The following is a 20,428-nucleotide window of genomic DNA, read 5'->3' on the forward strand; positions in this document are numbered from 1 at the left end:
ATTGACGGAGCTGCCGCGGGCCGCCTGATGCGCAGCCCGCGAGCGCTCCGCACAACACGAGGACGACGCCTAATCGCAGACCTGCTCCGTGGCGTGCGTGGTGGCGCGGGGGCTCCAGCCCTCGTTGCCGTCCTTCTCGAAGTAGAACTTCGCGCGCGTGCGCTGCCGCGTGCCCACTTCGTTCAGCGTGTTCGCGTCGTACAGCCGGCCGTTCACCATCGTGTAGCGCACCGTGCGGCTGTTGGAGATGTCCTCCAGCGGGTTCCTGTCCAGCACCACCAGGTCCGCCAGCTTGCCCACCTCCAGCGAGCCCAGGTCCTTGTCCATGCCCAGGTGGCGCGCGCCGTTGAGCGTGCCCGCGCGCAAGGCCTGCATCGGCGACATGCCGCCCTGCACGAACATCGCCAGCTCCCAGTGCGCCGCCAGGCCTTCACGCTGGCCGTGCGCGCCCAGCTGCACGCTCACGCCCAGGTCGTTCAGCTCCTTCGCCACGCGGGCCACGTTCTGGTGGTTGAACTCCTCGTCCGGGATCATCACGCGGCGGCGCGAACGCCCGTCCACCACGCGCCGGGGCACGAACGACAGCAGGCGCGTGTCCTCCCAGACGTTCGTCTTCTGGTACCAGTAGTTCTCCCCCATGAGCCCGCCGTAGGCCACGCCCAGCGTCGGCGTGTAGTTCACCTGCGTGCCCTTCCAGAGCTGGCGCACGTCTTCGTAGATGCGCGCCACCGGCAGCGAGTGCTCCAGCGCCGTGTGCCCGTCCACCACCATGGTCAGGTTGTGCTGGAGCAGCGAGCCGCCCTCGGGCACCACCAGCATGTCCAGCTCGCGCGCCGCCTGGAGCACCTTCTGCCGCTGGTCGCGCCGGGGCTGGTTGTAGCTCTTCACGCTGAACGCGCCCAACGCCTTCATCCGCCGCAGGTGCCGGCGCGCGTCGTCCAGCGTGTCGATTTCGACGTGCGCGTCCGCGCTCGCCGCGCCGTACAGGATGGTGCCCGTGGAGAAGATGCGCGGCGACGTGAGCATCCCCGCCTTGCCCAGCTCGCTGGCGGCGAAGATGGTCTCCGAGTGGTTGGAGGGGTCGTGCAGCGTCGTCACCCCGAACGCCAGCGACGCCGCCTGCACCCAGCTCTGCTCCGGCATCAGCCCGTCCACGCCCATGGCCCCGTGCCAGTGCACGTCCACCAGGCCCGGCATCAGCGTCTTGCCCTTCACGTCCACGATTTTCGCGGACGCGGGCACGTTCACCTTCCCCACCGGGCCCAGCGCCACGATGCGGTTGCCCTTCACCACCACCACGCCCTCCTCCACCACCTGCTCGCCCTTCATCGTGACGATGCGCCCGCCCACCAGCGCCAGCGTCCCCTCCGGCACGTCCGACTTCTGGGAGAACGCCACCTCCACCCCGTCCGCCTCCGGCGGCGGCAGCGCCTTGGGAGCACCGTCCATGAACGTAAACGCGTCCTTCAGCGCCCGCGTGTAGAGCCTGGGCCCCAGCGCCCAGTGCAGCGACAGCCGCGCGTCCGTGCCGGACCAGTGCAGGTACTCGCCCGCGTCACGGCTCACCTGCGTCACCGGCATCGCCTTGGTGGACGGTCCCACCCGCGCCTCCTTCGCGCCGCGCACGAAGGGCGTCACGTACGCGTTGAAGTCCTCGCGGAAGGCCACCCACCGGTCATCCGGCGACACGCGCATCTCCAGCGCGCCGCCGCTCGTCAGGTGCGTGCGAGGCTCGCCACCGTCCAGCCCGATGCTGCGCAGCGTGCGCACGTCCTCCACGTCCTTGGACTCCACGTGCAGGAAGTACACGCGGTCCGACTTCGCGCCGAAGTGCGGCTGCTCCCCGTCCCGCGTCAGCTTGCGCGCCGCGCCCCCGCCCGTGGACGGCACCACGAACAGCCCCGTCTCCCGGCTCCACGTGCCCGGCATCAGGTAGCCGTCGCCCGTCGTCCGGTACACCACCCACCTGCCATCCGGGCTGAGCGCGGGCTCCACGTAGAAGCCCGGCTGCGCCGTCACCACGCGGCCCTCGCCGCCCGTGGCCGCCACCACGCGCACCGCGCCCAGCGCGTCGTCGTCCCACGTCGTGTAGACGATGGAGCGCCCGTCCCGGGAGAACGACGGATAGAACTCCAGGTGCTCGTTCTGCCGCGTCAGCCGCCGCGGCTGCCCCGACGGCAGGTCCTTCACGTACAGCTTGCCCAGCGCCTGGTACACCAGCCTCTTGCCATCCGGTGACACCTGCATCCAGCGCAGCATCTTCACGTCGAAGCGGTCCGGCGCCACGGGCCGCGTGCCCTTCACCGCCGCGAACACCGTGCGCGTGCCCTTCACGTGGAAGGGGATGGCCGACACCTTCTTTGTCGCCACGTCGATGCGGTGCAGCGTCCCGCCCGCCCAGAACACCAGCGACTTGTTGTCCGGCGTCCACGCCATCACCGGGGACACGCCGTGGATGGCCCACGTCTCCTGCATGTCCCGGTCGAGCCCGTCATACAGCGGCCGCTCCGCGCCGGACTTCACGTCCGCCACGTACAGCACGCTCTTGCCGCGCACCCGCCGCACGAACGCCAGCTGCTTGCCGTCCCGCGACGGCGTGGGCCGGATGGAGCCACCCGGGCCGGTGACGAAGGGCTCCACCTCCTTCGTGTCCAGGTCCAGCCGCTGGATGGCGTAGAGCTCCTTGTTCGGATCCTTGTCGTACTCGAAGGACTTCCCCGGCGTGACGTCCTGGCTGAAGTAGACGTAGCGTCCGTCCGGTGAGAACGCGGGCTCGCCCAGGTCCTTCTGGTCGTTGGCGCGCTCGGTGAGCTTCACGCCCTCGCCGCCCGCGCGGTGGTACATCCACACCTCGCCCGCGCCCAGCGAGCGCCGGCCGGTGAAGTGCTTGCGCGCCACCAGGAACTGGCCGTCCGGGCTCCACGCCGGGCTGTTGAGCAGGCGGAACTTCTCCTGCGTCACCGCGCGCGGGTTCTTGCCGTCGCGGTCCATCACCCAGACGTTGTCCCCGCCGCCCCGGTCGCTGGTGAACGCAATGGACCTCCCGTCCGGGCTGTAGCGCGGCTGCATGTCCCACGCGGCGCCGGACGTCAGCGCGCGCGCCTCGCCGCCCGCGATGGGCAGCGCGTAGATGTCCCCCAGCAGGTCGAAGAGGATTTCGTCCCCGCGCGGGCTGACGTCCACGTTCATCCACGTGCCCTCGCGCACGTCGATGGGGACCTGACTGCTGGCCACGCCCGGGGGCGCGTCCACCTTCCACTCATCCTTCTTCGCGTCGGGGGCTTCCGGCGTGGCGACGGGGGCCAGGGAGCCGCCGTCGCCCTCGCTCGCCCGGGCGGCCTCGCGCGCGGTGTCCCTGGGCGCGGGCGGCCTGGGCGGTTCCTGCGGGGGCGCTTCCCCCTGCCCTGGGGGTGCGGGCTCGGGTGCACTCGCGGGCTTGGGCAGGGGCTGCGCCGCCAGGAGCATGCCTGGGACGAGCAGTGCGAAGCAGAGGGAGGAGAGGGGTCGGTTCACCGGAAGTGTCCTCGGGGAAGACGCGGGGCGCGGCATCCTGCCAGGATGCGCGGGCTCGCAGGGCGCCCGTGAACTCGTGGGTGGGCAGGCGTGTTCCTGGGCGCGGCGTGCCGCGGTGCGTTCCCCCGGCGCGGTCCGAATCTGCTACTGCCTCCAGCCCATGTCGGACTTCAGTCTTCCCACGGACCCTGCGGAGCGGCGCGAGAAGCTGGGTGTGCTGTTCACCGAGGCGGTGCCCCACAACCACGCGCTCCAACTGCGGCTGGAGGCGGTGGGGGCCACGGACGCGACGGTGGTGATGCCCTACGCGGACGTGCTCGTCGGCAACCCGGAGACGGGGGTGGTGGCGGGCGGCGCGGTGACCACGCTCATCGACGCGGCGAGCGGCACGGCGGTGATGGCGGCGCTGAACGCGTTCGCGGCCATCGTCACGCTGGACCTGCGCATCGACTACCTGCGCCCCGCGCGCCCGGGCCTGCCGCTGACCGCGCAGGCCGAGTGCTACAAGGTCACCCGCATGGTCGCCTTCGTGCGCGCGTTGGTGCACCAGGGCGACCCGGCGACGCCGGTGGCCTCGTCGCAGGGAACCTTCATGCGGGTGGAGGGATGATGAGCACGCCTTCGCTTCCCCTCGCGGACCTGGTGCGCCAGGTGCGTCAGTCGCGCGAGTACCACCGGCTCACGGACGCCATCCCCTACACGCGCTTCATGGGCATTGGCGTGGAGAACCTGGCCGGCGAGATGCTCTGCCGCATGCGCTACGCGCCGCACCTCATTGGCAACAGCATCCTGCCCGCGCTGCACGGCGGCACGCTGGGGGCGCTGCTGGAGTCGAGCGCCGTCTTCGAGTTGCTGCTCCAGACGGACACCGAGCGCGTGCCCAAGGTCATCTCCACCACGGTGGACTTCCTGCGCTCGGGCAAGGCGCAGGACACCTTCGCGAAGGCGTTCATCACGCGGCAGGGACGGCGCGTGGCCAACGTGCGCGTGGAGGCCTGGCAGGACGACCGCACGCGGCCCATCGCCAGCTCGCACGCGCTGTTCCTGCTGTCGGAGCCGTGAGCTAGCCGTCCACCACGATGCGGTACGTGCGGCGTTTGCCGTCACCGCCCCAGATGATGAGCGTGGTCGTCCCCTTCGCCAGCGCGGAGACCTCCACGCCGTCCGCACCCACCGTCTTCACGTCCGCGACGGACGGGTCGCCCAGCGCCACGCGGCTCATCCCCGGCACCGTGAGCACGCGCTTCGCGCCCTTCTTCAGGGTGAGCGTCTCGTCCGCGGCAGGAAGGTCCTTCGAGTCCCCGGCGCGAGCAGCCGGCTCCCTGGCCCCCGCGGGCAGGGCGCTGAGCAGCAGGGTTCCCAACGTCAGGGCCATGATGCGTGAAGCCATGGATGCGACCTCCGGGTGACTCCGGGGAGTCCGGAGCTGTCCCAATGTCCCATGCGTGGGCATCCGACGTCTCCCGAGAGTCCCCGCGATGCGGGCACTGACCTTGTTACAGCGTGGTTCCCATTTCTACAGGGTCCCTGCCGGGTCCTTCAGCGGACAGCGTGAACGGGCGCACGGTGGAGTGCCTTGGGGTCCGCCGGGTGGAGGACAGGGTTTCCGGCCTGGGGGCGCGGTGGGCGCGCGGCAGTGAACGCGAGCGCGCGTCACGGGGGCGCGGCACGTCGCCTGCTAGCTCTCGAGAGCGGCACCGACGCGGAGACCCCCCATGAGCGAGCGCGAGTCGTTGAAGCTGCGGGAGTTGAAGGAAGTCGCCCATGCGCTGTACCAGCGGGGGAGGTATGCGCAGTGCGTGGAAACGTACGCGCAGCTCGCGAAGCTGCTGCCACGCGACGCGAATGTGCGGGTCCGGCTGGCGGAGGCCTGCCGCCGCGCGGGGCAGAAGGAGCAAGCCATTGCCGCGTACCGTAAAGCCGCCCAGGTGCTGTTGTCACTGGGTTGCGAGTCCCGCGCGCGAGGCGCCCTGAAGGCCGCGCTGGAGTTGGATTCGCGCGACCCGGTGTTGCAGCAGGAGTTGGCGCGGATGGGTCAGGGCGCGGTGACGCCGACGGCGCTGGAGGACGAGGAGCTCTACCGTTTCGACCGGCTGCCGCCGCCGACGCCGCCGCCCGGGCGGATGCGCAGCGTGCCGCCGCCTCCGCCGCCACCGTCCATCTCGCCGGTGAACGTCCGGGGGATACCGAGCGCGATGCCGGGGCCAGGGCGGCAGGCGGTGCTGCCCCATCCGCGTCCCGCCGCGCCGGCGCGGGATTCCGCGACGGAGACGATGTCGCGCTCCATGTCGCAGGTGGCGGCGGGTGCGCCGGAGGCCGCGCCGTTGCCGAAGGTCATCGTGTCGATGTCCGCCTTCGGAGATCCGCCGGGAGGAAACGCGCCTCCCAGCATCAAGCCCGTCGCGGTGGACAGGGGCGTGCCCCAGAAGGTCCTGCCGGCCGTGCCGCTGGGCCTGCCCGCGCTGCCAAGGAGCCCTCCGGGCGTGCCGCCTGCTCCGATACCGGAGCGCCCCACGGTGAAGGTCCTCACGTTGATGAATCGCGCGCCCGCGGTCCCGCCGGCGCCTCCTCCCGCCGCGGTGATGCCCTACAAGCCGGAGATGCGCCGCCTGGCTCCCAACGTGGTGGCCCTGCGCGTGTCGCCGCAGGCGCGCTGGGTCATCATCCGCTCGGAGAGCGAGCTCGAGGTGAGCCGTTCGGAGGAGCTTCCCGGGGAGCCCGCCGCCGTGCATTGAGGCGGGCCGTGCGCGGAGCACGCCCCCTGCATTCGTCTGCCATTGCATGTTCAAATGACTCTCACGGAGCTTCTCAATCTCCGGAGAGGACATCCGCATGCGACGCTGGTGGTTGATTCCGCTTCTGGCCGTGCTGCTGACCGGCTGTGGCGGCGTCACGCGGTCCGTGCGCCTGGAAACAGGCAGGGGTGCACCCATCGTGGTCACTCCGCCCTCGGGCGGCACGCCGGTGGAAGTGGACGCGGAGGACTTCGAGGAAGCCGTCGCGGTGCTGGCCCGGGCCGTGCGTCCGGCCTCGCGGCCCCAGGATGCGGCACGGCGTCTCTGGCAGGTGGAGCCGCGCAGTGGTTCATATCTCTATGACCCGAGCGACCGCCGCATCACCCCCTTGGGGCCGGATGAGCACCTGGAGGGCGATGCCTCCAGTGCGGACATGGAGCTGACGCGTGCCTATCTGCGCTGGTGCGAGCGCACCGGCAGGCCTGGTGACTGTCTGCGTCTGCTGATGGAAGGCCCTGCGGTCAACGGAGATGGGCGCTACGCCCTGGCCATGGCGCTTTCTCAGGGGGCCGTGCTGGAGGAGCTGCTGGATGCATTCAAGGACATGGCCAATCCCCAGGCCATGCTGACGACGGTCCTCTGGACCTGGACCACGTACATGGTCCTGCTCGCGGTGCCCGAACCCTTCTCCAAGGGGCTCGCGGCGGTGATGACCGCCACGCTCATCGCCTACGTGGGCGTCGACACCTTCTGGAACCTCATCGTGGGCTTCAAGCAGTTGGTGGAAGCCGCGGACCGGGCCACCACGTTCAGCGCGCTGCGTGAGGCGGGCGAGCGCTACGGAAAGGTCATGGGCCGCAACGCGGCACGCGCCTTCGCCCTGCTGGCCACGGCGGCGATCGGCACCACCGCCCCCGGCCTGGCCGCGAAGGTGCCCCGGCTCCCCGGATCCGCCCTGGCGGCAGCGCAGGCCGAGTCCCAGTTGGGCCTGCGGTTCGCGGCGGTCGGCGAAGTGCGGACGGTGGCGGTGAGCGCGGGGACCGTGACGGTCGCGCTCGCACCTGGCGCGGTGGCCATGACCGCCAACGGTGGTGGACCTGCGCCCAGGGGCTGGGGCTCGTTCAGTGGCTTCAAGAAGGCCCTGGGCCCGGCGGGCCCGGGCAAGGAGTGGCACCACATCGTCGAGCAGACCCCGGGCAACGTGCAGCGGTTCGGTCCCCAGGCCCTCCACAACACCGAGAATGTCATCCCGCTGGACAAGGCAGTGCATGCCCGGGTCAGCGAACTCTATTCCGCGATCCGGCGTAACCTCACGGGCACTGGGAGCCTGACCGTGCGGAAATGGTTGAGTACGCAGTCGTACGAGGCACAACGCGATTTCGGGCTGCGGGCCATCGAGAACGTGTCGAAGGGGCTTTGGTGATGACCCTGGAGAAGCTGGTCGAACAGGTCGCGAAGCATGTCGCCGCCCAGACCGACGCCATCTGGCAAGGCGATTCCAGGACCGGCAACAAGCACGCCAGGAAGTACAACGCAGCGATTGATCAACTCCTGGCCCATGGCGATGCCGGACGGGACGCGCTCCTCGCGTTGTTCAAGCATGAGCGCATGGACGTGCGGGTGACGGCCGCTGCGACCCTGCTCCGCTACCGGACGGCGGAAGCCAAGGCGGTCCTGGAGGAAGCGGCCCGGGGCCAGGGCCTCGTTCCCTTCGAAGCCTCGGAAGCACTGAAGCGATGGAAGGAAGGCACCTGGTCCCTGGACCCGGGATAGCCATCCCCACAACGCACCGTGGCGCCCTCCCCTCTCCAGGGAAGGACGCCCGGTGACTCCGCTCCGCTCAGGAACCGCTCCGTCCTACATGGACACGGACTTCGCCGGGTCGATGAGGCTCTGGAGCGGATTCGTGGCCTCCGCGGTCTCCTGCTCCACGTCCGGCTGGTAGGCGCGGACCTGCGCCTCGCAGTGATTGCTCTTCCGGTTCTGATGGCAGTGCCGGATGCCGTACACGTGATGGCACCCGCATGGATCCACGCGCTTCTTGGCGCACAGCGAGGGATTGAACACCGGAGCCGCGCTCACCTCCACCGGCCCCGCCTGCAACGCCACCGCCAGCACCATCCCCGTCAAAAACCCCATCGCCCACCCCCTTGATGCACGCTGCAGAAATGGGAATGCCGATCCGCCGCCGCAACCCCCAGGCTTGTCTGAATGCCGCTTCGTGCACTCCCGGCCGTTCCTTGCGTCCACCCCACGGGGTTTCCACTCGACGCACGCCAGGCAGGCAGGCAGCCAATCGTGTGTCCGGAAACCGGCACCGTCAGGGATGAGGGAGGGCTTCGTCCCTGCCGCGGGTTCACCCACCTGGGGGATTCACCATGAGCTGGAAGCAACACCTGGAAAAGGTCTCCGAGGGCCACTACGTCCTGCCGCGCACCAAGACCATGCGCGTGCACGCGGACCTGTTCCTCTCCGACAAGCTCCTCTGGGGGGAGGAAGGCAACCCGGAAGCCCCCCCGCTGGAAGATGCCGTCTTCGATCAGGTCGTCAACGCCGCCACCTTCCCCGGCGTCACCCGCGTCGCCGTCACGCCCGACTGTCACGTGGGCTATGGCGTCCCCATCGGCACCATCGTGGAGACCGACGGCACCCTGCTGCCCACCGCCGCCGGCTACGACATCGGCTGCGGCATGGTGCAGTTACAGACCTCGCTCACCGTGGAGGACGTCGCCGACCCCGCGAAGCGCCGCCAGTGGATCGACGAGGTGACCGACCGCATCGCCGTGGGCGTGGGCGCCACCCGGGCGCGCAAGCAGCGCCGGCTCAGCGAACCCACCCTCAAGGAGGTCCTGCGCCATGGCGCCAAGGCCCTGGGCCGCAGCCGCTCCGTCACCGAGCGCGACTTCATCCCCGTGGAGGACACCGGCGTGTCCATCCCCGAGCGCGCCTTCGACAAGCGCGGACAGCTGGGCAGCCTGGGCGGCGGCAACCACTTCACCGAGATGCAGGTGGATGAGAACGGCCGCGTCTGGGTGATGCTCCACACCGGCAGCCGGGGCTTCGGCTGGAACATCGCCAAGCACTTCTTCGTCGCGGGCGCCGCGCAGCTGGGCCTGAAGAGCCGCAGCGAGGACTTCGTCTGGCTGGACGCGGACAGCGCCCTGGGCCGCAGCTACTGGAACCTGCACAACATGGCGGCCAACTTCGCCGTGGCCAACCGGCTGCTCATCGGCGAGGCCGTGTGCGGGGCGCTCGAGGACGTGTTCGGCGGCACCGCGAACATCTACTACGAGATCAGCCACAACCTCATCCAGCGCGAGGGCGGCAAGTTCGTCGCGCGCAAGGGCGCCACGCGGGCCTTCCCCGCCGGACACCCGGCCCTCAAGGGCACGACGTGGGAGGCCACCGGGCACCCCATCCTCATCCCGGGCTCCATGGAGACGGGCAGCGCCATCCTCTTCGCGGAAGCGGGGGCGGAGAAGTCCATCTACTCGGTGAACCACGGCTCCGGCCGGCGGCTGTCCCGCGCCGCCGCGCGCCGGCAACTCCAGCAAGAGGAGACGGACCGGCGCATGGCGGAGGCCGGCATCCTGCTCAACACCCGCACCACGCCGCTGGACGAGTCCGGGCCCTGCTACAAGAACCTCGACGACGTCCTGGAGACGGTGGAGCAGGCCGGACTCGCCCGGGTGGCCCACCGCCTCAAGCCGGTGGCCTGCATCAAGGGCGCGGACTGACGGGGTAGGACTCGTGGGGGAGGCCGGGCGGCGCTAGAGTGGGCGCCAGCCTGGAGCCCCACCCATGCCCCCGTCCCCCACTCCCTCCCGGGAAACCGAACTGGCGCGCGCCGAAGCCGACATGGCCCGGCTGGAAGCGCAGCTCGCTGAACAGGTGGCCCGCGCCGCCGCTGACGCCGCCGCCTTGAGCGAGCGGCTCGTCCGCATGCGCCAGGCCCTGGCCCGGCCGGAGCATGCCGGGGACTCGCGCCTGTCCCAGTGGGCCATGCGCCTGGAGGACACCGAGTCCCCCGAGCCGTCCCCGGAGCTCGCGCGGCTGCGGGAGAAGGCCCTGGACGCGCGCGAGGCCGCGCTGGACACGCGCCGCCAGGCCGGGCTGGACCTCCAGTCCGCGCTGCGCGTGCAGCAGGAGGACGCCGCCCGGGTGGAGAAGGCGCTGACGTCCGCCGAGTCCGACCTGAAGCGCGTGGAGGACGCCGCCAGGGCCCGCGCGGAGGCCGAGGCGAAGGCCCGCCGCGCCGCGGAGGCGGAGACCCAGAAGGTCGTCCCGCCCCCGGCCCTGCGGCCGTCCCAGGAGAAGCTGCAGACCGAAGCGCCGACGCGCGCGGAGCGGCTCCCGGCGCGCGCGCCCGTGGCCACCACTCCGGCGAAGAGCGACGCGCGCAAGGCGGGCCGGGTGCGGATGCACACGACCATCGACACGCGCAGTGATTCCAACTTCTTCACCGGCTTCTCGATGGACATCAGCGAGGGCGGCATCTTCATCGCCACGGTGGAGGCGGTGCCGCGCGGCACGGCGGTGGAGCTGGACTTCACGCTGCCGGGAGGCCGGCCGCTGACGGTGAATGGCGTGGTGCGCTGGGCGCGCGACGGCAACGACCGCACGCCGGACCTGATGCCGGGAGTGGGCGTGCAGTTCACCACGCTGCCGCCGGAGGTGGCGCACGCCATCTCGTCGTTCGTGGCGACGCGCGACCCGATGTTCTACCCGGACTGAGTGGCCCGGGTGCCCCAGGGGCGCAGGGGCTGGAGACGGTGAACTTCTCCTGAGTGAGGGTGATGAGCGTGCCCCGGTCGGGGATGTGCTCCACCTGGACGGGAGAGGGCAGTGGAGGCACGGGGCCTCGGAAGTCGGCGAAGTACACCGGAGCCTCATGCGCCCGGCACCACCGCCCATACCCGTCCCGCAGCATGAACCCGAACCCCAGGTCCAACTGCGCCCCCTTCTTCGCGACCGCGCGCACCACCCTGGGTGACCGACCGTCAGCGGGACCTCCAGCACCAGCCGCGCCAGTGCCTCCTCGAATTCGCGCGCGCTGACCGGCACCCGCCGGTCCCACGTCACCGGCGCATACGTCCGGGTCCCCTGCTCCGTGCGCATCCGCACCGTGGGGCCGCTGGTGCAGCCCGTGAGCAGCACGACCAGCAGTCCCCACACGATCATCCGGTCCTGCCCCTGTGACACTCGTGACACTCCTCGACAGGTGCCTTCTCCGGCCCTTTCTTCAATGCTATGCGCATCCCAGCAATTCAATTTTAACTTGAACATCTTGACTTCACTGGGAGCCCATCTTGAAGCCCTCTTCCCTCCTCCTGTCCCTGGCCCTGGCCGGCGTGCTGTCCGCCTGCGGTCCTGGCGAGGCGCCTGAACCCCAGCATCTGGGCAGCACCACGGCGGCGCTGGACTGCGCCGCGATCAGCAAGCCCGTGTATCACCGGGTGCGTCCGTCCACGGGCGACAGCCTCCTCACCCTCAACGCGAACGAGGCCGCCAACGCGGCCACCACCTACGGCTACACCGACGACCGGGGCACGCCCTTCAAGGCCGCGAGTTCCTCCGGCACCGGCCTGTCCCCCGTCTACCGGCTCTACAGCCCCAGCCGGGGTGAGCACATCGTCACCATCGACGCCACCGAGCGCTCGAACCTCATCGCCTCCGGCTTCACCACCGACGAGGGCGTGGGCTTCTATGCGTCCAAGACCGCGGACACGTGCCTCGTGCCCGTCTACCGCTTCGACAACCCGGGCCTGAAGAAACACCGCCACGCCGTCACCCAGGCGGAGCGTGACGCGCTCACCGCCGCAGGCTGGACCAACGAAGGCATCCAGTTCTACGCCGCGCCCACCACGGTGGACACGAAGTTCACCTTCGTCGTCATCCCCGACACGCAGCAGGAGACGGTCTACGCCCCCACCCGGCTCACCCAGCGCATGCAGTGGATCGCCGACAACAAGACGGCCCAGGACATCCGCTTCGTGCTGCACACCGGAGACCTGCTGGACTGGGACACGCCCGATCACCTCTACTACCAGCGCGCCAGTGATTCGTATCAGGTGCTCGACACGGCCCAGATTCCCTACGCCATCGCCCTGGGCAACCACGACACGGCGGCCGTGTGCCAGGGCGGCAGCGCGTGCCCCGGCAACGTCAACGCCAACCTGCGCAACACCACCACCTTCAACACCTACTTCCCGCTGTCCCGCTTCAAGGCCCTGGGCGGCGTGTTCGAGTCCGGCAAGTGCGACAACGCCTACCACACGTTCAACGCGGGCGGCCTGAACTGGCTGGTGTTGAACCTGGAGCTGTGGGCCCGCACGGACGCCGTGAACTGGGCGAAGACCGTGCTGGCCCAGTTCCCCCGGCACAACGTCATCATCATCACCCACTCGCACCTGAACGGCAGCGGCGGCATCGAGCAGTCGAACGGCGGCTACGGCAACAACAGCCCCCAGTACGTGTTCGACAACCTCATCAAGCAGTACGCCAACGTGCGCTTCGTCTTCTCCGGCCACGTGGGCAACGCCGCCTACCGCACCGATACCGGCGTGAACGGCAACACTATCTACCAGATGCTCAACACGTTCCACGACGGCACCACCAATCCGACGCGGCTCGTGGAGGTGGACACCGCCGCCAACACCATCAGCACGCGCGTCTACGCGCCGCTGACGAACACGGAGCGGGCGGACGGCGTGAAGGCATACAGCAACGTGAACTGGGTGCGCTGAGCTCACACGCCCGTGACATCCACATCCTTCAACGTGAAATCTTCGTGAACGAAGGTTTGCTTGAAATTCTTGCCAAACACAGATGGCCTTGCGGGTGACCGTTCCGTCCGTGGGGCGGTCATTTCCAGGAAGGTGCTCCGTGATGAACATCCGTTCGTGGCTGGCGCTGTCGACGCTGGGGTTGGTCCTGTCCGCCCCGCTGGGCGAGGCGCGGCCTGGGTCCAGCCATGTCGATGCCACGTCCTACCTGTCGTCCCAGCCGGAGTATCTGGCGTGGCTGGAGCTGCGCTCGAACCTGAGGGACAACTTCGACGACATCTGTGGGGACACGTTCTGCGAGGGCGAGTACAGCAACATCCAGTCGCTGCGCTTCCAGTGCTCCGTGAACAGCGGGACGGGTGTCATTGGCCAGTGCGTCTGGGTGTTCGCCGCGAGCAACGAGGAGCTCGACCCGTCCACGGGTGAAATCTCCGTGCAGACACAGACCTGGACCTGCCAGAGCCCGCTGGCCAGCGGCACCCCCCTCACGTCGCTGCTGACGGCGCTCTCCGGGACCTCGCCCCTCTACGCCACGCTGCCCGGCACCAGCACGACCCTCTACGACGGCCTGGTGGACTGCCTGTAGACGGCACACGACGGCGCACCGTCTCCCTGCGTGAACGCAGGGTCCCGGCCCGTACGCTTCATGCTCGGAGGAGGCGTCGGCACAGAGGGAACAGCGCCGGACATGGCGGGCCCGGATGATGCAGAGGCGGGCCCGCCATGATTCCAGACCTCGCCCACCTCGCCGCCAGGGGAGAATCCGTCACACTCGAGCTGAAGCGCTCGACCGGTGAATTGCGCGAGGCGATGCACACGCTCTGCGCCTTCGCGAATGGACAAGGAGGCCAGGTGCTGCTGGGCGTGAAGCCTGGCGGAGAGCTCATCGGCCAGCAGGTGAGCGAACAGACCCTGCATGACATCGCGACGGCACGCGAGCGCTTCGAGCCCCCGCTCGACCTCCACATCCAGAGCGTGGAGGTCGCTTCAGGGCGCAGCGTCCTCGTGCTCACCGTGGGCGGCATCAGTGATTCCGTGCCGTACACCTTTGATGGCCGCGCCTATGAGCGGGTGGGCAACACGACCCGCAAGATGGCGCAGGAGCGCTATGAATTGCTGTTGCTGGAACGTGCGCACAGCCGCCGTCGCTGGGAGAACCAGGAGGCCGATGAGGTTCCGCTCCAGGAGCTGGACCGCCAGGAGGTGCTGCGCATCGTCGAGGCGGCCCGCTCGGCCGGGCGCCTCGTAGGACCGGTGGGACGAGGCCTGCCCGAGTTGCTCGACCGCCTTGGCGTACGCCACAAGGGCAGGCTCCTGCGCGCGGCCGTCGTGCTCTTTGGCAAGACGTTTCTTCCCCACCATCCCCAGTGCGAGCTGCGGATGGCCCGGTTTCGGGGCACCGACAAGACCGAGTTCCTCGATCAACGCAACGTGCGCGGACCGGCCTTCCGGCTGCTCGAGGAGGCCGAGCTGTTCTGCCAGCGGCATTTCCCGTTGGCCGGCCGTATCGAACCGGGCCGACTGCAGCGTGTCGACCGTCCACTCATCCCGCCAGATGCGATGCGCGAGCTCCTGGTCAACGCCTTCATCCACCGTGACTACAGCATCGCGGGTGGCGCGGTATCGCTCGCCATCTTCGACGACCGCGTGGAGATATGGAGCGCGGGGCGGTATCCGAAAGGCATCACGCCTGAATCGCTCACCCGGCCGCATCTGTCGGTGCAGCGCAATCCCATCATCGCGGAGGTCTTCTACCGTGCCGGGCTCATCGAGAAATGGGGCCGGGGCACGAACCGTGTCGCCGAGATGTGCCGCGCAGCCGGACTCTCCGCCCCGGAGTTCGCCGAGGTCACGGGCGCCGTGGTCGTCACGCTGCGGGTGAATGTGGGACAGACCCTGGCCGCGGATTGGGGGGAGCTCGCGCCCGATCTGGGGGATGCTCCGGACGGATTGGGGGATGCTCCGGACGGATTGGGGGATGCTCCGGGCGGATTGGGGGATGCTCCGGGCGGATTGGGGGATGCTCCGGACGGATTGGGGGATGCTCCGGACGGATTGGGGGATGTCGCTGGCCGGAAGGAAATCGACGCGAAGGCGCGTGAAATCATCGAAAAGCTAGGTCACCGGCCCAGAAAGGCAGCCCTGCGCGAGGCCATCCTGGCGCTTACCTCGCTTCGTCCCTGGCCCCCCACGGAGCTTGCCCATGAGCTGCATTACAACCCGGACAAGCTGACGGAGCGGCATCTCAAGGCCATGGTCGAAGAGGGTCTCCTCGAACGGACCCACCCCGATACCCCCAAGCACCCCGCCCAGGCCTACCGGGCCACTCGCAGGGGCTGACTACAGGTGCCCCTCCAGCATGCGCCGGATGGCGGTCCGGGTCATCGCTCCGACGGCCCGGTCCACCATCTGCCCTCCCTTGAAGACCACCAGGGTGGGCACCGCGCGGATGATGTACCGCTCCGCGAGCACCAGCTCCTTCTCCACGTCCACCTTCACCACCCTCACCGCGCTCCGGTGCCGGGCCGCCACCTGCTCCATCCATGCGTCCATCAGCCGGTACTCCGGCGGACACCAGGGCGCCCAGAAATACATCAACACCACCTGCCCGGACGCCAACACCTGCTGCTGGAAGGCGCGCTCCGTGAAGTGCTCGATTCGCATCGTTCCCTCCTCGAATGTCAGCCTTCGACGGGCGCGTCCTGCCTGCACAGCAGGTACCGGTCCGTGGCACGCAAGTGGTTGGAGCAGAAGTCCCGGAGCGTCGCGGCATCCACCTCCAGGGTGAAGCCCAGCAGGGTCTTCGTGTGACGCAGGCACGGTTCCCGGCCCAGCGCTCGCAACAAGGGGCCCAGTCCCTCATGGATGGCCTCTACGCGCCGCGAGCACTCCGCGTCGATGGCGAGCAGCCACGCCGACGGCGTCCCGGACCGAGGGGCCGCGACCACCGGCTCCGGCCCCCAGACGCCCGCCTCCGTCCACACCGCCCGGTCCACGGACCGGGCCACCAGCGTGTCCCCGTGCCGGAGCGCATCCACCACGCGCTCCCGCAGCGCATGCGTGTCCTCCCGGCGCCCCGCGACCAGCCACGTCGACGGCAGGACGCGGTGGACCTTCTTCCCCTCCAGCAGCTTCACCCAGCCCGGGGTGACCACCTTCGGGTGCCTCCATTCCGCGTGCATCAACAGATAGCCCATGCCTTCCCCCGGAATGCCTCCCGCGGGCAGCGCGGGGACACCCCATGTCTATGAATGACGGCGAAGGGCGGGCCCTCCCCCCTCGGGGAGGGACAGGGAATGGGGACGGCCCGGTCCCCGGAGGCGATGGCCGTCGGAAGCCCGGCGTGCCCAGCGGCTCGAGGAAGGCGTCCCGGGACGAGGCCGCCCCCCGGGCCGCCGTTCGTCACCGCACGGTGGGATCTCCGTCAGTGGACAGAGGGCTTCCGGCACGCCCGCGGAGCAATCCCTATCTTACCTGCGCCTTCCGTCGGATACCGGACCGGCTCCCGTGGCAGGGGGTGAAACACAGGCCCTGTCTCTGGCAGAAAGCAAGACAACCCACGAGGGGGTGGGACCGCGTCCCCCCTGAAGGAGTCCCTGTCGCATGAGCACGATTCTCCGGACCCCACCCCTCGCCGGTGGCCGCCCCCCTCGCTGGGATTCGCGCCGCCGTCCCCCGGCACAGGCCTCCGCGTCCCTTCCCCCCGTGGAGAAGGTGAACCTGGCCCACGCCTCCACCGACCTGCCGGCGCCTGGCATTGCCCGGCCCGTGGGCATGCTCCATGGCCAGCCCGTGCACCTGGTGCGGCTGAAGGGCACCGGCCCCTGGTGCCGTCACGCCTCTGGCGACGCCCTTTTCTTCGTCACCGGGGGCACCCTGCGCGTGGAGTTGCGTGAGCGCACCGTGGACCTGGAGGAGGGCGAGCTGCTCATCGTCCCCCGTGGCGTCGAGCACCGGCCGGTCGCTGACGTGGAGGCGCTGGTGCTGATGTCCGCTCCATCGCTCGAGGGGGAAGCAGCCGAGCAGTCTCCCGCCCCCTGAAGGGCGTCCCGCCGCCCCCCGGGCGGGCGAGCCCCTGTCCTGCCCGGGCGTGGTGATTCCTCCCAGGGAGGTCACGGCGCACTTTTGCCCTGAACGAACGGAAAGGGGGTTTCCCGCGCCGGTTCATCCGCCGCCGGACGGCCGCCGCCTTTCATGAGGAGCGGGAGCCGCCATGCGCATCCACCACCTGAACTGCACCACGATGTGCCCGCCCGGCGGGCGGCTCATGGACGGACGGCGCGGCTTCACCGGCCCGGCGGCGCTCACCTGCCACTGTCTGGCGTTGGAGACGCCGCGCGGCCTGGTGCTGGTGGACACCGGCTTCGGCCTCCATGACGTGTACGCGCCGCGCGTGCGGCTCAACGGCCTGTTCCGCGATGTGCTCTGCCGCCCCGCCCTGGCGGAGGAGTCCACCGCCATCCGCCAGTTGGAGCGCATGGGCTTCCAGGCCAGCGACGTGCGCGACATCGTCCTCACGCACCTGGACTTCGACCATGCAGGCGGCCTGGATGACTTCCCCCACGCGCGCGTGCACGTGCTGGCGGACGAGTACCGCGTGGCCACCGCGCAGAAGACCTGGCTGGACCGCGCGCGCTTCCGCCCGCAGCAGTGGTCCAAGGAGACGCGCTGGGAGACGTACGCCCCGAACCGGGGCGAAGGCTGGTTCGGCTTCGACTGCGTGCGCGAGCTCACCGGGCTGCCGCCGGAGATTCTCCTGGTGCCGCTCGTGGGCCACACGCTGGGGCACGCGGGCGTGGCCATCGACACCGGGGAGGGGTGGCTGCTGCACGCGGGCGACGCGTACTTCCACCACGGCGAGATGGACCTGGACCGCTACCGGTGCACCGCCGGCCTGCGCGCCTACCAGAAGCTGATGCAGAAGGACGGGTGGATGCGCTGGTACAACCTGCGCCGGCTGCGCGAGCTGGTGCAGCGTCACGGTGAGCAGGTGACGGTGTTCTGCGCGCACGACTCGCTGGAGTTCGAGCGGCTGGAGGAGCGCGAGAAGCTGCCCCCGGACTTCCCCATCCAGCCCGGCCTCGTCGCCCCCGTGCCCTCGCTGCACCTCTAGCTTCGCGTCACGGATGGATGGGAGGCGACTCCGCCACGGACGTCTCCTCCATGGGCCTGGGCAAGCGCGGCAGGTCCACGGTGAAGGTGGCGCCCCGCCCCGGCGCGCTCTCCAGGCGGATGACGCCGCCGTGCGCCTCCACCAGCTGTCGGGCGATGTAGAGCCCCAGCCCGTAGCCGGCCTTGGTCCGCGCGGCGCGCTCCCGCTCGAAGCGCTCGAAGACGCGGCGCTGGGCCTCCGGCGGGATGCCCACGCCCTCGTCGCGCACCCGCAGCCGGGAGTGGTCCGCGTCCAGCGCGCAGACCGACACCGTCACCGGGTGGCCCCGGCCGAACTTCAGCGCGTTGGACAGGAGGTTCGTCACCACCCGGTCCAGCCGGATGCGGTCCCACTGGCCCACCTGCCCCTCCTCCACCCGCAGCCGCAGGTCGCAGCCCGCCTCCGCGGCGGCGTCCGCGAAGCGCTCCACCACCTCGCGCGCCAGCTCCCCCAGGTCCATGGGCGCCGCGTCCAAGAGCCGCTTGCCGGATGACAGCCGGGACAAATCCAGCAGGTTGTGGAGCAGCTGGCCCAGCCGCTGCGCCTGCCCGCGCGCCACCACCAATCCCTGACGCACGTCCTCGTCGCGGCCGGCCCCCTGCGAGCGCTGCACCTTGCTGAGCAGCAATTGGAGCGCTTGCAAGGGATTGCCCAGGTCGTGCGCGGTGACGGCGATGAGGTCCACCGCCTCGCGCGCCTCGCGCAGGAGCCGCGTGTTCTCCAGGGCCAGCGCCGCGCGGCCCGCCAGCTCCTCCACCAGCACCTGGTCCGCCTGGGTGAAGCGGCGGTGGCCCCGGGCCGTCAGCAGCACGAAGGCGCCCAGCGTGTCGGTGCCCGCGCGCAGGGGCACCACCATGGAGGAGCCGATGGCGACGCGCTCGATGAGCAGCCTGTGCTCGTCCGTCTCCGCGGAGGCCGCCAGGTCGTCCACCGCCACCTCCACGTCCATCCGCGAGTGCCCGGTGCGCATCACCTCCCAGACGACCGGAGGCATGCCCGCGCGGGGCGGAAACCGCCGCAGGGCCTCCCACAGGCTCGCCTCGCGTTCGGGCTGCACGTGCGTCACCGCGCGGGGCCGCAGCTCCCCCGCGGGCGTGAGCAGGTAGAGGATGCAGCCGTCCGCCACCTCCGGCACCAGCAGCCGCGCCACCTCAGCCGCCGTCAGGTCGGGGTCCAGGGACTGGTGGAAGACGCGGCCGGCCTCCGCGAGCAGCTCCTGCATCCGCTCCTGGCGCCGCTGCTCGGTGATGTCGCGCGTCACCACGGAGAAGCCCTGGGGCTCGCCGTCCTCGCCGTGCAGCGCGGTGATGGACACCTCCGCCCAGAAGCGCGAGCCGTCCTTGCGCTGCCGCCAGCCCTCCGTGCGCAGCCGCCCCTCCTGGAGCGCCCGGGACAGGTCCCGCTCCGGCCTGCCCGCCGCCGCCTCCTCGGACGTGTAGAAGACGGAGTGGGGCCGGCCCTGGATCTCCGCCTCGCTCCAGCCCTTGATGCGCTCGGCGCCCGGGTTCCAGCTGGCCACCCGCCCGCGCGTGTCCAGCAGCACCAGGGCGTAGTCGCGCACGCCCTCCACCAGCGCCTGGAAGCGGTGCGCGCTGGCCGCCGCCTCGCGCCGCAGCGGGTGGAGCCGGCGGTGGAGCACCCACGCCAGCAGCCCCGCCATCGCCAGCCCCAGCAGGGAGGCCAGCAGCAACAGCGCCGTCTCCCACCGGTCCACCCGCACCGCGGACTGGTTCTCCATGGCCAGCCGCGCCTGCACCTTGCGCTCCAGCCGGGCCTGCGCCTCGCGCACCCGCCCGTGGGCCCGGGTGAGCCGCTCGCGCGCCAGCTTCTGCTCCTGGGGCGTGTGGGCGTCCATGAGCGCGCGCAGGGCCGCTTCATGCGCCTGCTCCGCGGCGCGCACCTCCCACACCAGCGCCTCGTCCTCGGGAGTGTCCAGCCGCGCGGCCAGCCGCTCCGCCGTGTCCAGGAAGCGCCGCCGTGGCTGCTCCGTGTCCCGGGTGAGCGACTGCCCGCCCGCCAGCAGCGCGCTGTTGGCCAGGGACACCTTGTCGCTGAAGGCCCGCCCCAACAGCCCCACCTCCTGCAGGTCCAGCGAGCGCTCCATCACCCGCGACCGCACGGAGGCGCGCGTCAACAGCAGCGCCACCACGGACAGGACCAGCAGGACGAGCGCCACCAGGAGGCTCGCCGCGAGCCCCCACCCCTCCTCCTGCCGCGCCCGCCTGGGACCTGCCGCCATGCGT

Annotated in this window: 19 protein-coding genes; 12 read left to right on the forward strand and 7 right to left on the reverse strand. The window is 70.4% G+C overall.

The features are described from left to right. Positions 1-69: 69 nt before the first annotated feature. Positions 70-3,513 (reverse strand): amidohydrolase family protein, encoded by a 3,444-nt coding sequence (locus JYJ93_RS02805; protein ID WP_206786374.1) that lies wholly within the window; start codon positions 3,511-3,513, stop codon positions 70-72. A gap of 115 nt (positions 3,514-3,628) precedes the next feature. On the opposite strand from JYJ93_RS02805, the gene JYJ93_RS02810 reads away from it, so the two are divergent. After that, positions 3,629-4,123: a PaaI family thioesterase gene (locus JYJ93_RS02810; protein ID WP_269012916.1), complete on the forward strand. Its 495-nt coding sequence runs from the start codon at positions 3,629-3,631 to the stop codon at positions 4,121-4,123. Beyond that, the gene (locus JYJ93_RS02815; RefSeq protein WP_206786376.1) at positions 4,123-4,575 is read left to right on the forward strand and encodes a PaaI family thioesterase; all 453 of its coding nucleotides are present in this window, start codon (positions 4,123-4,125) and stop codon (positions 4,573-4,575) included. Before JYJ93_RS02810 ends, JYJ93_RS02815 begins: the two co-directional genes overlap by 1 nt. Position 4,576: 1 nt before the next feature. Here JYJ93_RS02815 and JYJ93_RS02820 read toward each other — a convergent pair whose 3' ends face one another. Continuing rightward, positions 4,577-4,903, reverse strand: a complete 327-nt coding sequence (locus JYJ93_RS02820; RefSeq protein WP_206786379.1) for a pilus assembly protein N-terminal domain-containing protein — start codon at positions 4,901-4,903, stop codon at positions 4,577-4,579. A 325-nt stretch (positions 4,904-5,228) separates the two neighbouring features. On the opposite strand from JYJ93_RS02820, the gene JYJ93_RS02825 reads away from it, so the two are divergent. The 3 genes from JYJ93_RS02825 to JYJ93_RS02835 all read left to right on the forward strand — a co-directional run bounded on the left by JYJ93_RS02825 (position 5,229) and on the right by JYJ93_RS02835 (position 8,021). Beyond that, positions 5,229-6,248, forward strand: coding sequence for a BTAD domain-containing putative transcriptional regulator (locus tag JYJ93_RS02825; protein ID WP_206786380.1), 1,020 nt, complete (start codon positions 5,229-5,231; stop codon positions 6,246-6,248). A 97-nt stretch (positions 6,249-6,345) separates the two neighbouring features. Continuing rightward, entirely contained in the window at positions 6,346-7,671 is a 1,326-nt protein-coding gene (locus tag JYJ93_RS02830; protein WP_206786382.1) for a hypothetical protein, read from the forward strand. Next, entirely contained in the window at positions 7,671-8,021 is a 351-nt protein-coding gene (locus JYJ93_RS02835; RefSeq protein WP_206786384.1) for a DUF2019 domain-containing protein, read from the forward strand. The genes JYJ93_RS02830 and JYJ93_RS02835 overlap by 1 nt, the downstream gene beginning before the upstream one ends. A gap of 84 nt (positions 8,022-8,105) precedes the next feature. On the opposite strand, the gene JYJ93_RS02840 is transcribed toward JYJ93_RS02835, so the two are convergent. Next, on the reverse strand, positions 8,106-8,387 hold the full coding sequence (locus tag JYJ93_RS02840) for a hypothetical protein (RefSeq protein ID WP_206786386.1): 282 nt from the start codon (positions 8,385-8,387) through the stop codon (positions 8,106-8,108). Positions 8,388-8,626: 239 nt separating this feature from the next. Here JYJ93_RS02840 and JYJ93_RS02845 point away from each other — a divergent pair, with 239 nt between their 5' ends. Beyond that, entirely contained in the window at positions 8,627-9,985 is a 1,359-nt protein-coding gene (locus tag JYJ93_RS02845) for an RtcB family protein (protein ID WP_206786389.1), read from the forward strand. A 64-nt stretch (positions 9,986-10,049) separates the two neighbouring features. Then, positions 10,050-10,982, forward strand: a complete 933-nt coding sequence (locus JYJ93_RS02850) for a TIGR02266 family protein (RefSeq protein WP_206786391.1) — start codon at positions 10,050-10,052, stop codon at positions 10,980-10,982. Here the strand turns inward: JYJ93_RS02850 and JYJ93_RS39810 are convergent. After that, positions 10,903-11,178: an Imm52 family immunity protein gene (locus JYJ93_RS39810; RefSeq protein ID WP_242544139.1), complete on the reverse strand. Its 276-nt coding sequence runs from the start codon at positions 11,176-11,178 to the stop codon at positions 10,903-10,905. The genes JYJ93_RS02850 and JYJ93_RS39810 overlap by 80 nt on opposite strands. A 379-nt stretch (positions 11,179-11,557) precedes the next feature. Between JYJ93_RS39810 and JYJ93_RS02860 the strand changes: the two genes are divergently transcribed. From JYJ93_RS02860 to JYJ93_RS02870, 3 genes are all read left to right on the forward strand, one after another. After that, positions 11,558-12,994 carry a metallophosphoesterase gene (locus JYJ93_RS02860; RefSeq protein ID WP_206786393.1) on the forward strand — a complete coding sequence of 479 codons (1,437 nt, stop codon included), beginning with the start codon at positions 11,558-11,560 and terminating at the stop codon, positions 12,992-12,994. A gap of 142 nt (positions 12,995-13,136) precedes the next feature. After that, a complete protein-coding gene (locus tag JYJ93_RS02865; protein ID WP_206786395.1) occupies positions 13,137-13,619 on the forward strand; it encodes a hypothetical protein in 483 nt (160 codons plus the stop codon). Between the two features lie 137 nt (positions 13,620-13,756). Next, positions 13,757-15,373: an ATP-binding protein gene (locus JYJ93_RS02870; protein ID WP_206786397.1), complete on the forward strand. Its 1,617-nt coding sequence runs from the start codon at positions 13,757-13,759 to the stop codon at positions 15,371-15,373. Here JYJ93_RS02870 and JYJ93_RS02875 read toward each other — a convergent pair whose 3' ends face one another. Together JYJ93_RS02875 and JYJ93_RS02880 are read right to left on the reverse strand one after the other, a co-directional pair. Continuing rightward, positions 15,374-15,697: a thioredoxin domain-containing protein gene (locus JYJ93_RS02875; protein WP_206786398.1), complete on the reverse strand. Its 324-nt coding sequence runs from the start codon at positions 15,695-15,697 to the stop codon at positions 15,374-15,376. A gap of 17 nt (positions 15,698-15,714) precedes the next feature. Further along, a complete protein-coding gene (locus JYJ93_RS02880) occupies positions 15,715-16,230 on the reverse strand; it encodes a hypothetical protein (protein ID WP_206786399.1) in 516 nt (171 codons plus the stop codon). A 406-nt stretch (positions 16,231-16,636) separates the two neighbouring features. Here JYJ93_RS02880 and JYJ93_RS02885 point away from each other — a divergent pair, with 406 nt between their 5' ends. Beyond that, positions 16,637-17,074: a cupin domain-containing protein gene (locus JYJ93_RS02885; RefSeq protein ID WP_206786400.1), complete on the forward strand. Its 438-nt coding sequence runs from the start codon at positions 16,637-16,639 to the stop codon at positions 17,072-17,074. A gap of 172 nt (positions 17,075-17,246) precedes the next feature. After that, positions 17,247-18,146 carry an MBL fold metallo-hydrolase gene (locus JYJ93_RS02890; RefSeq protein WP_206786401.1) on the forward strand — a complete coding sequence of 300 codons (900 nt, stop codon included), beginning with the start codon at positions 17,247-17,249 and terminating at the stop codon, positions 18,144-18,146. 7 nt (positions 18,147-18,153) lie between these two features. On the opposite strand, the gene JYJ93_RS02895 is transcribed toward JYJ93_RS02890, so the two are convergent. Further along, entirely contained in the window at positions 18,154-20,424 is a 2,271-nt protein-coding gene (locus JYJ93_RS02895; protein ID WP_206786402.1) for a PAS domain-containing sensor histidine kinase, read from the reverse strand. Positions 20,425-20,428 lie beyond the last annotated feature (4 nt).

Source organism: Corallococcus sp. NCSPR001 (assembly GCF_017309135.1).
In the GTDB taxonomy this organism is placed as follows: domain Bacteria; phylum Myxococcota; class Myxococcia; order Myxococcales; family Myxococcaceae; genus Corallococcus.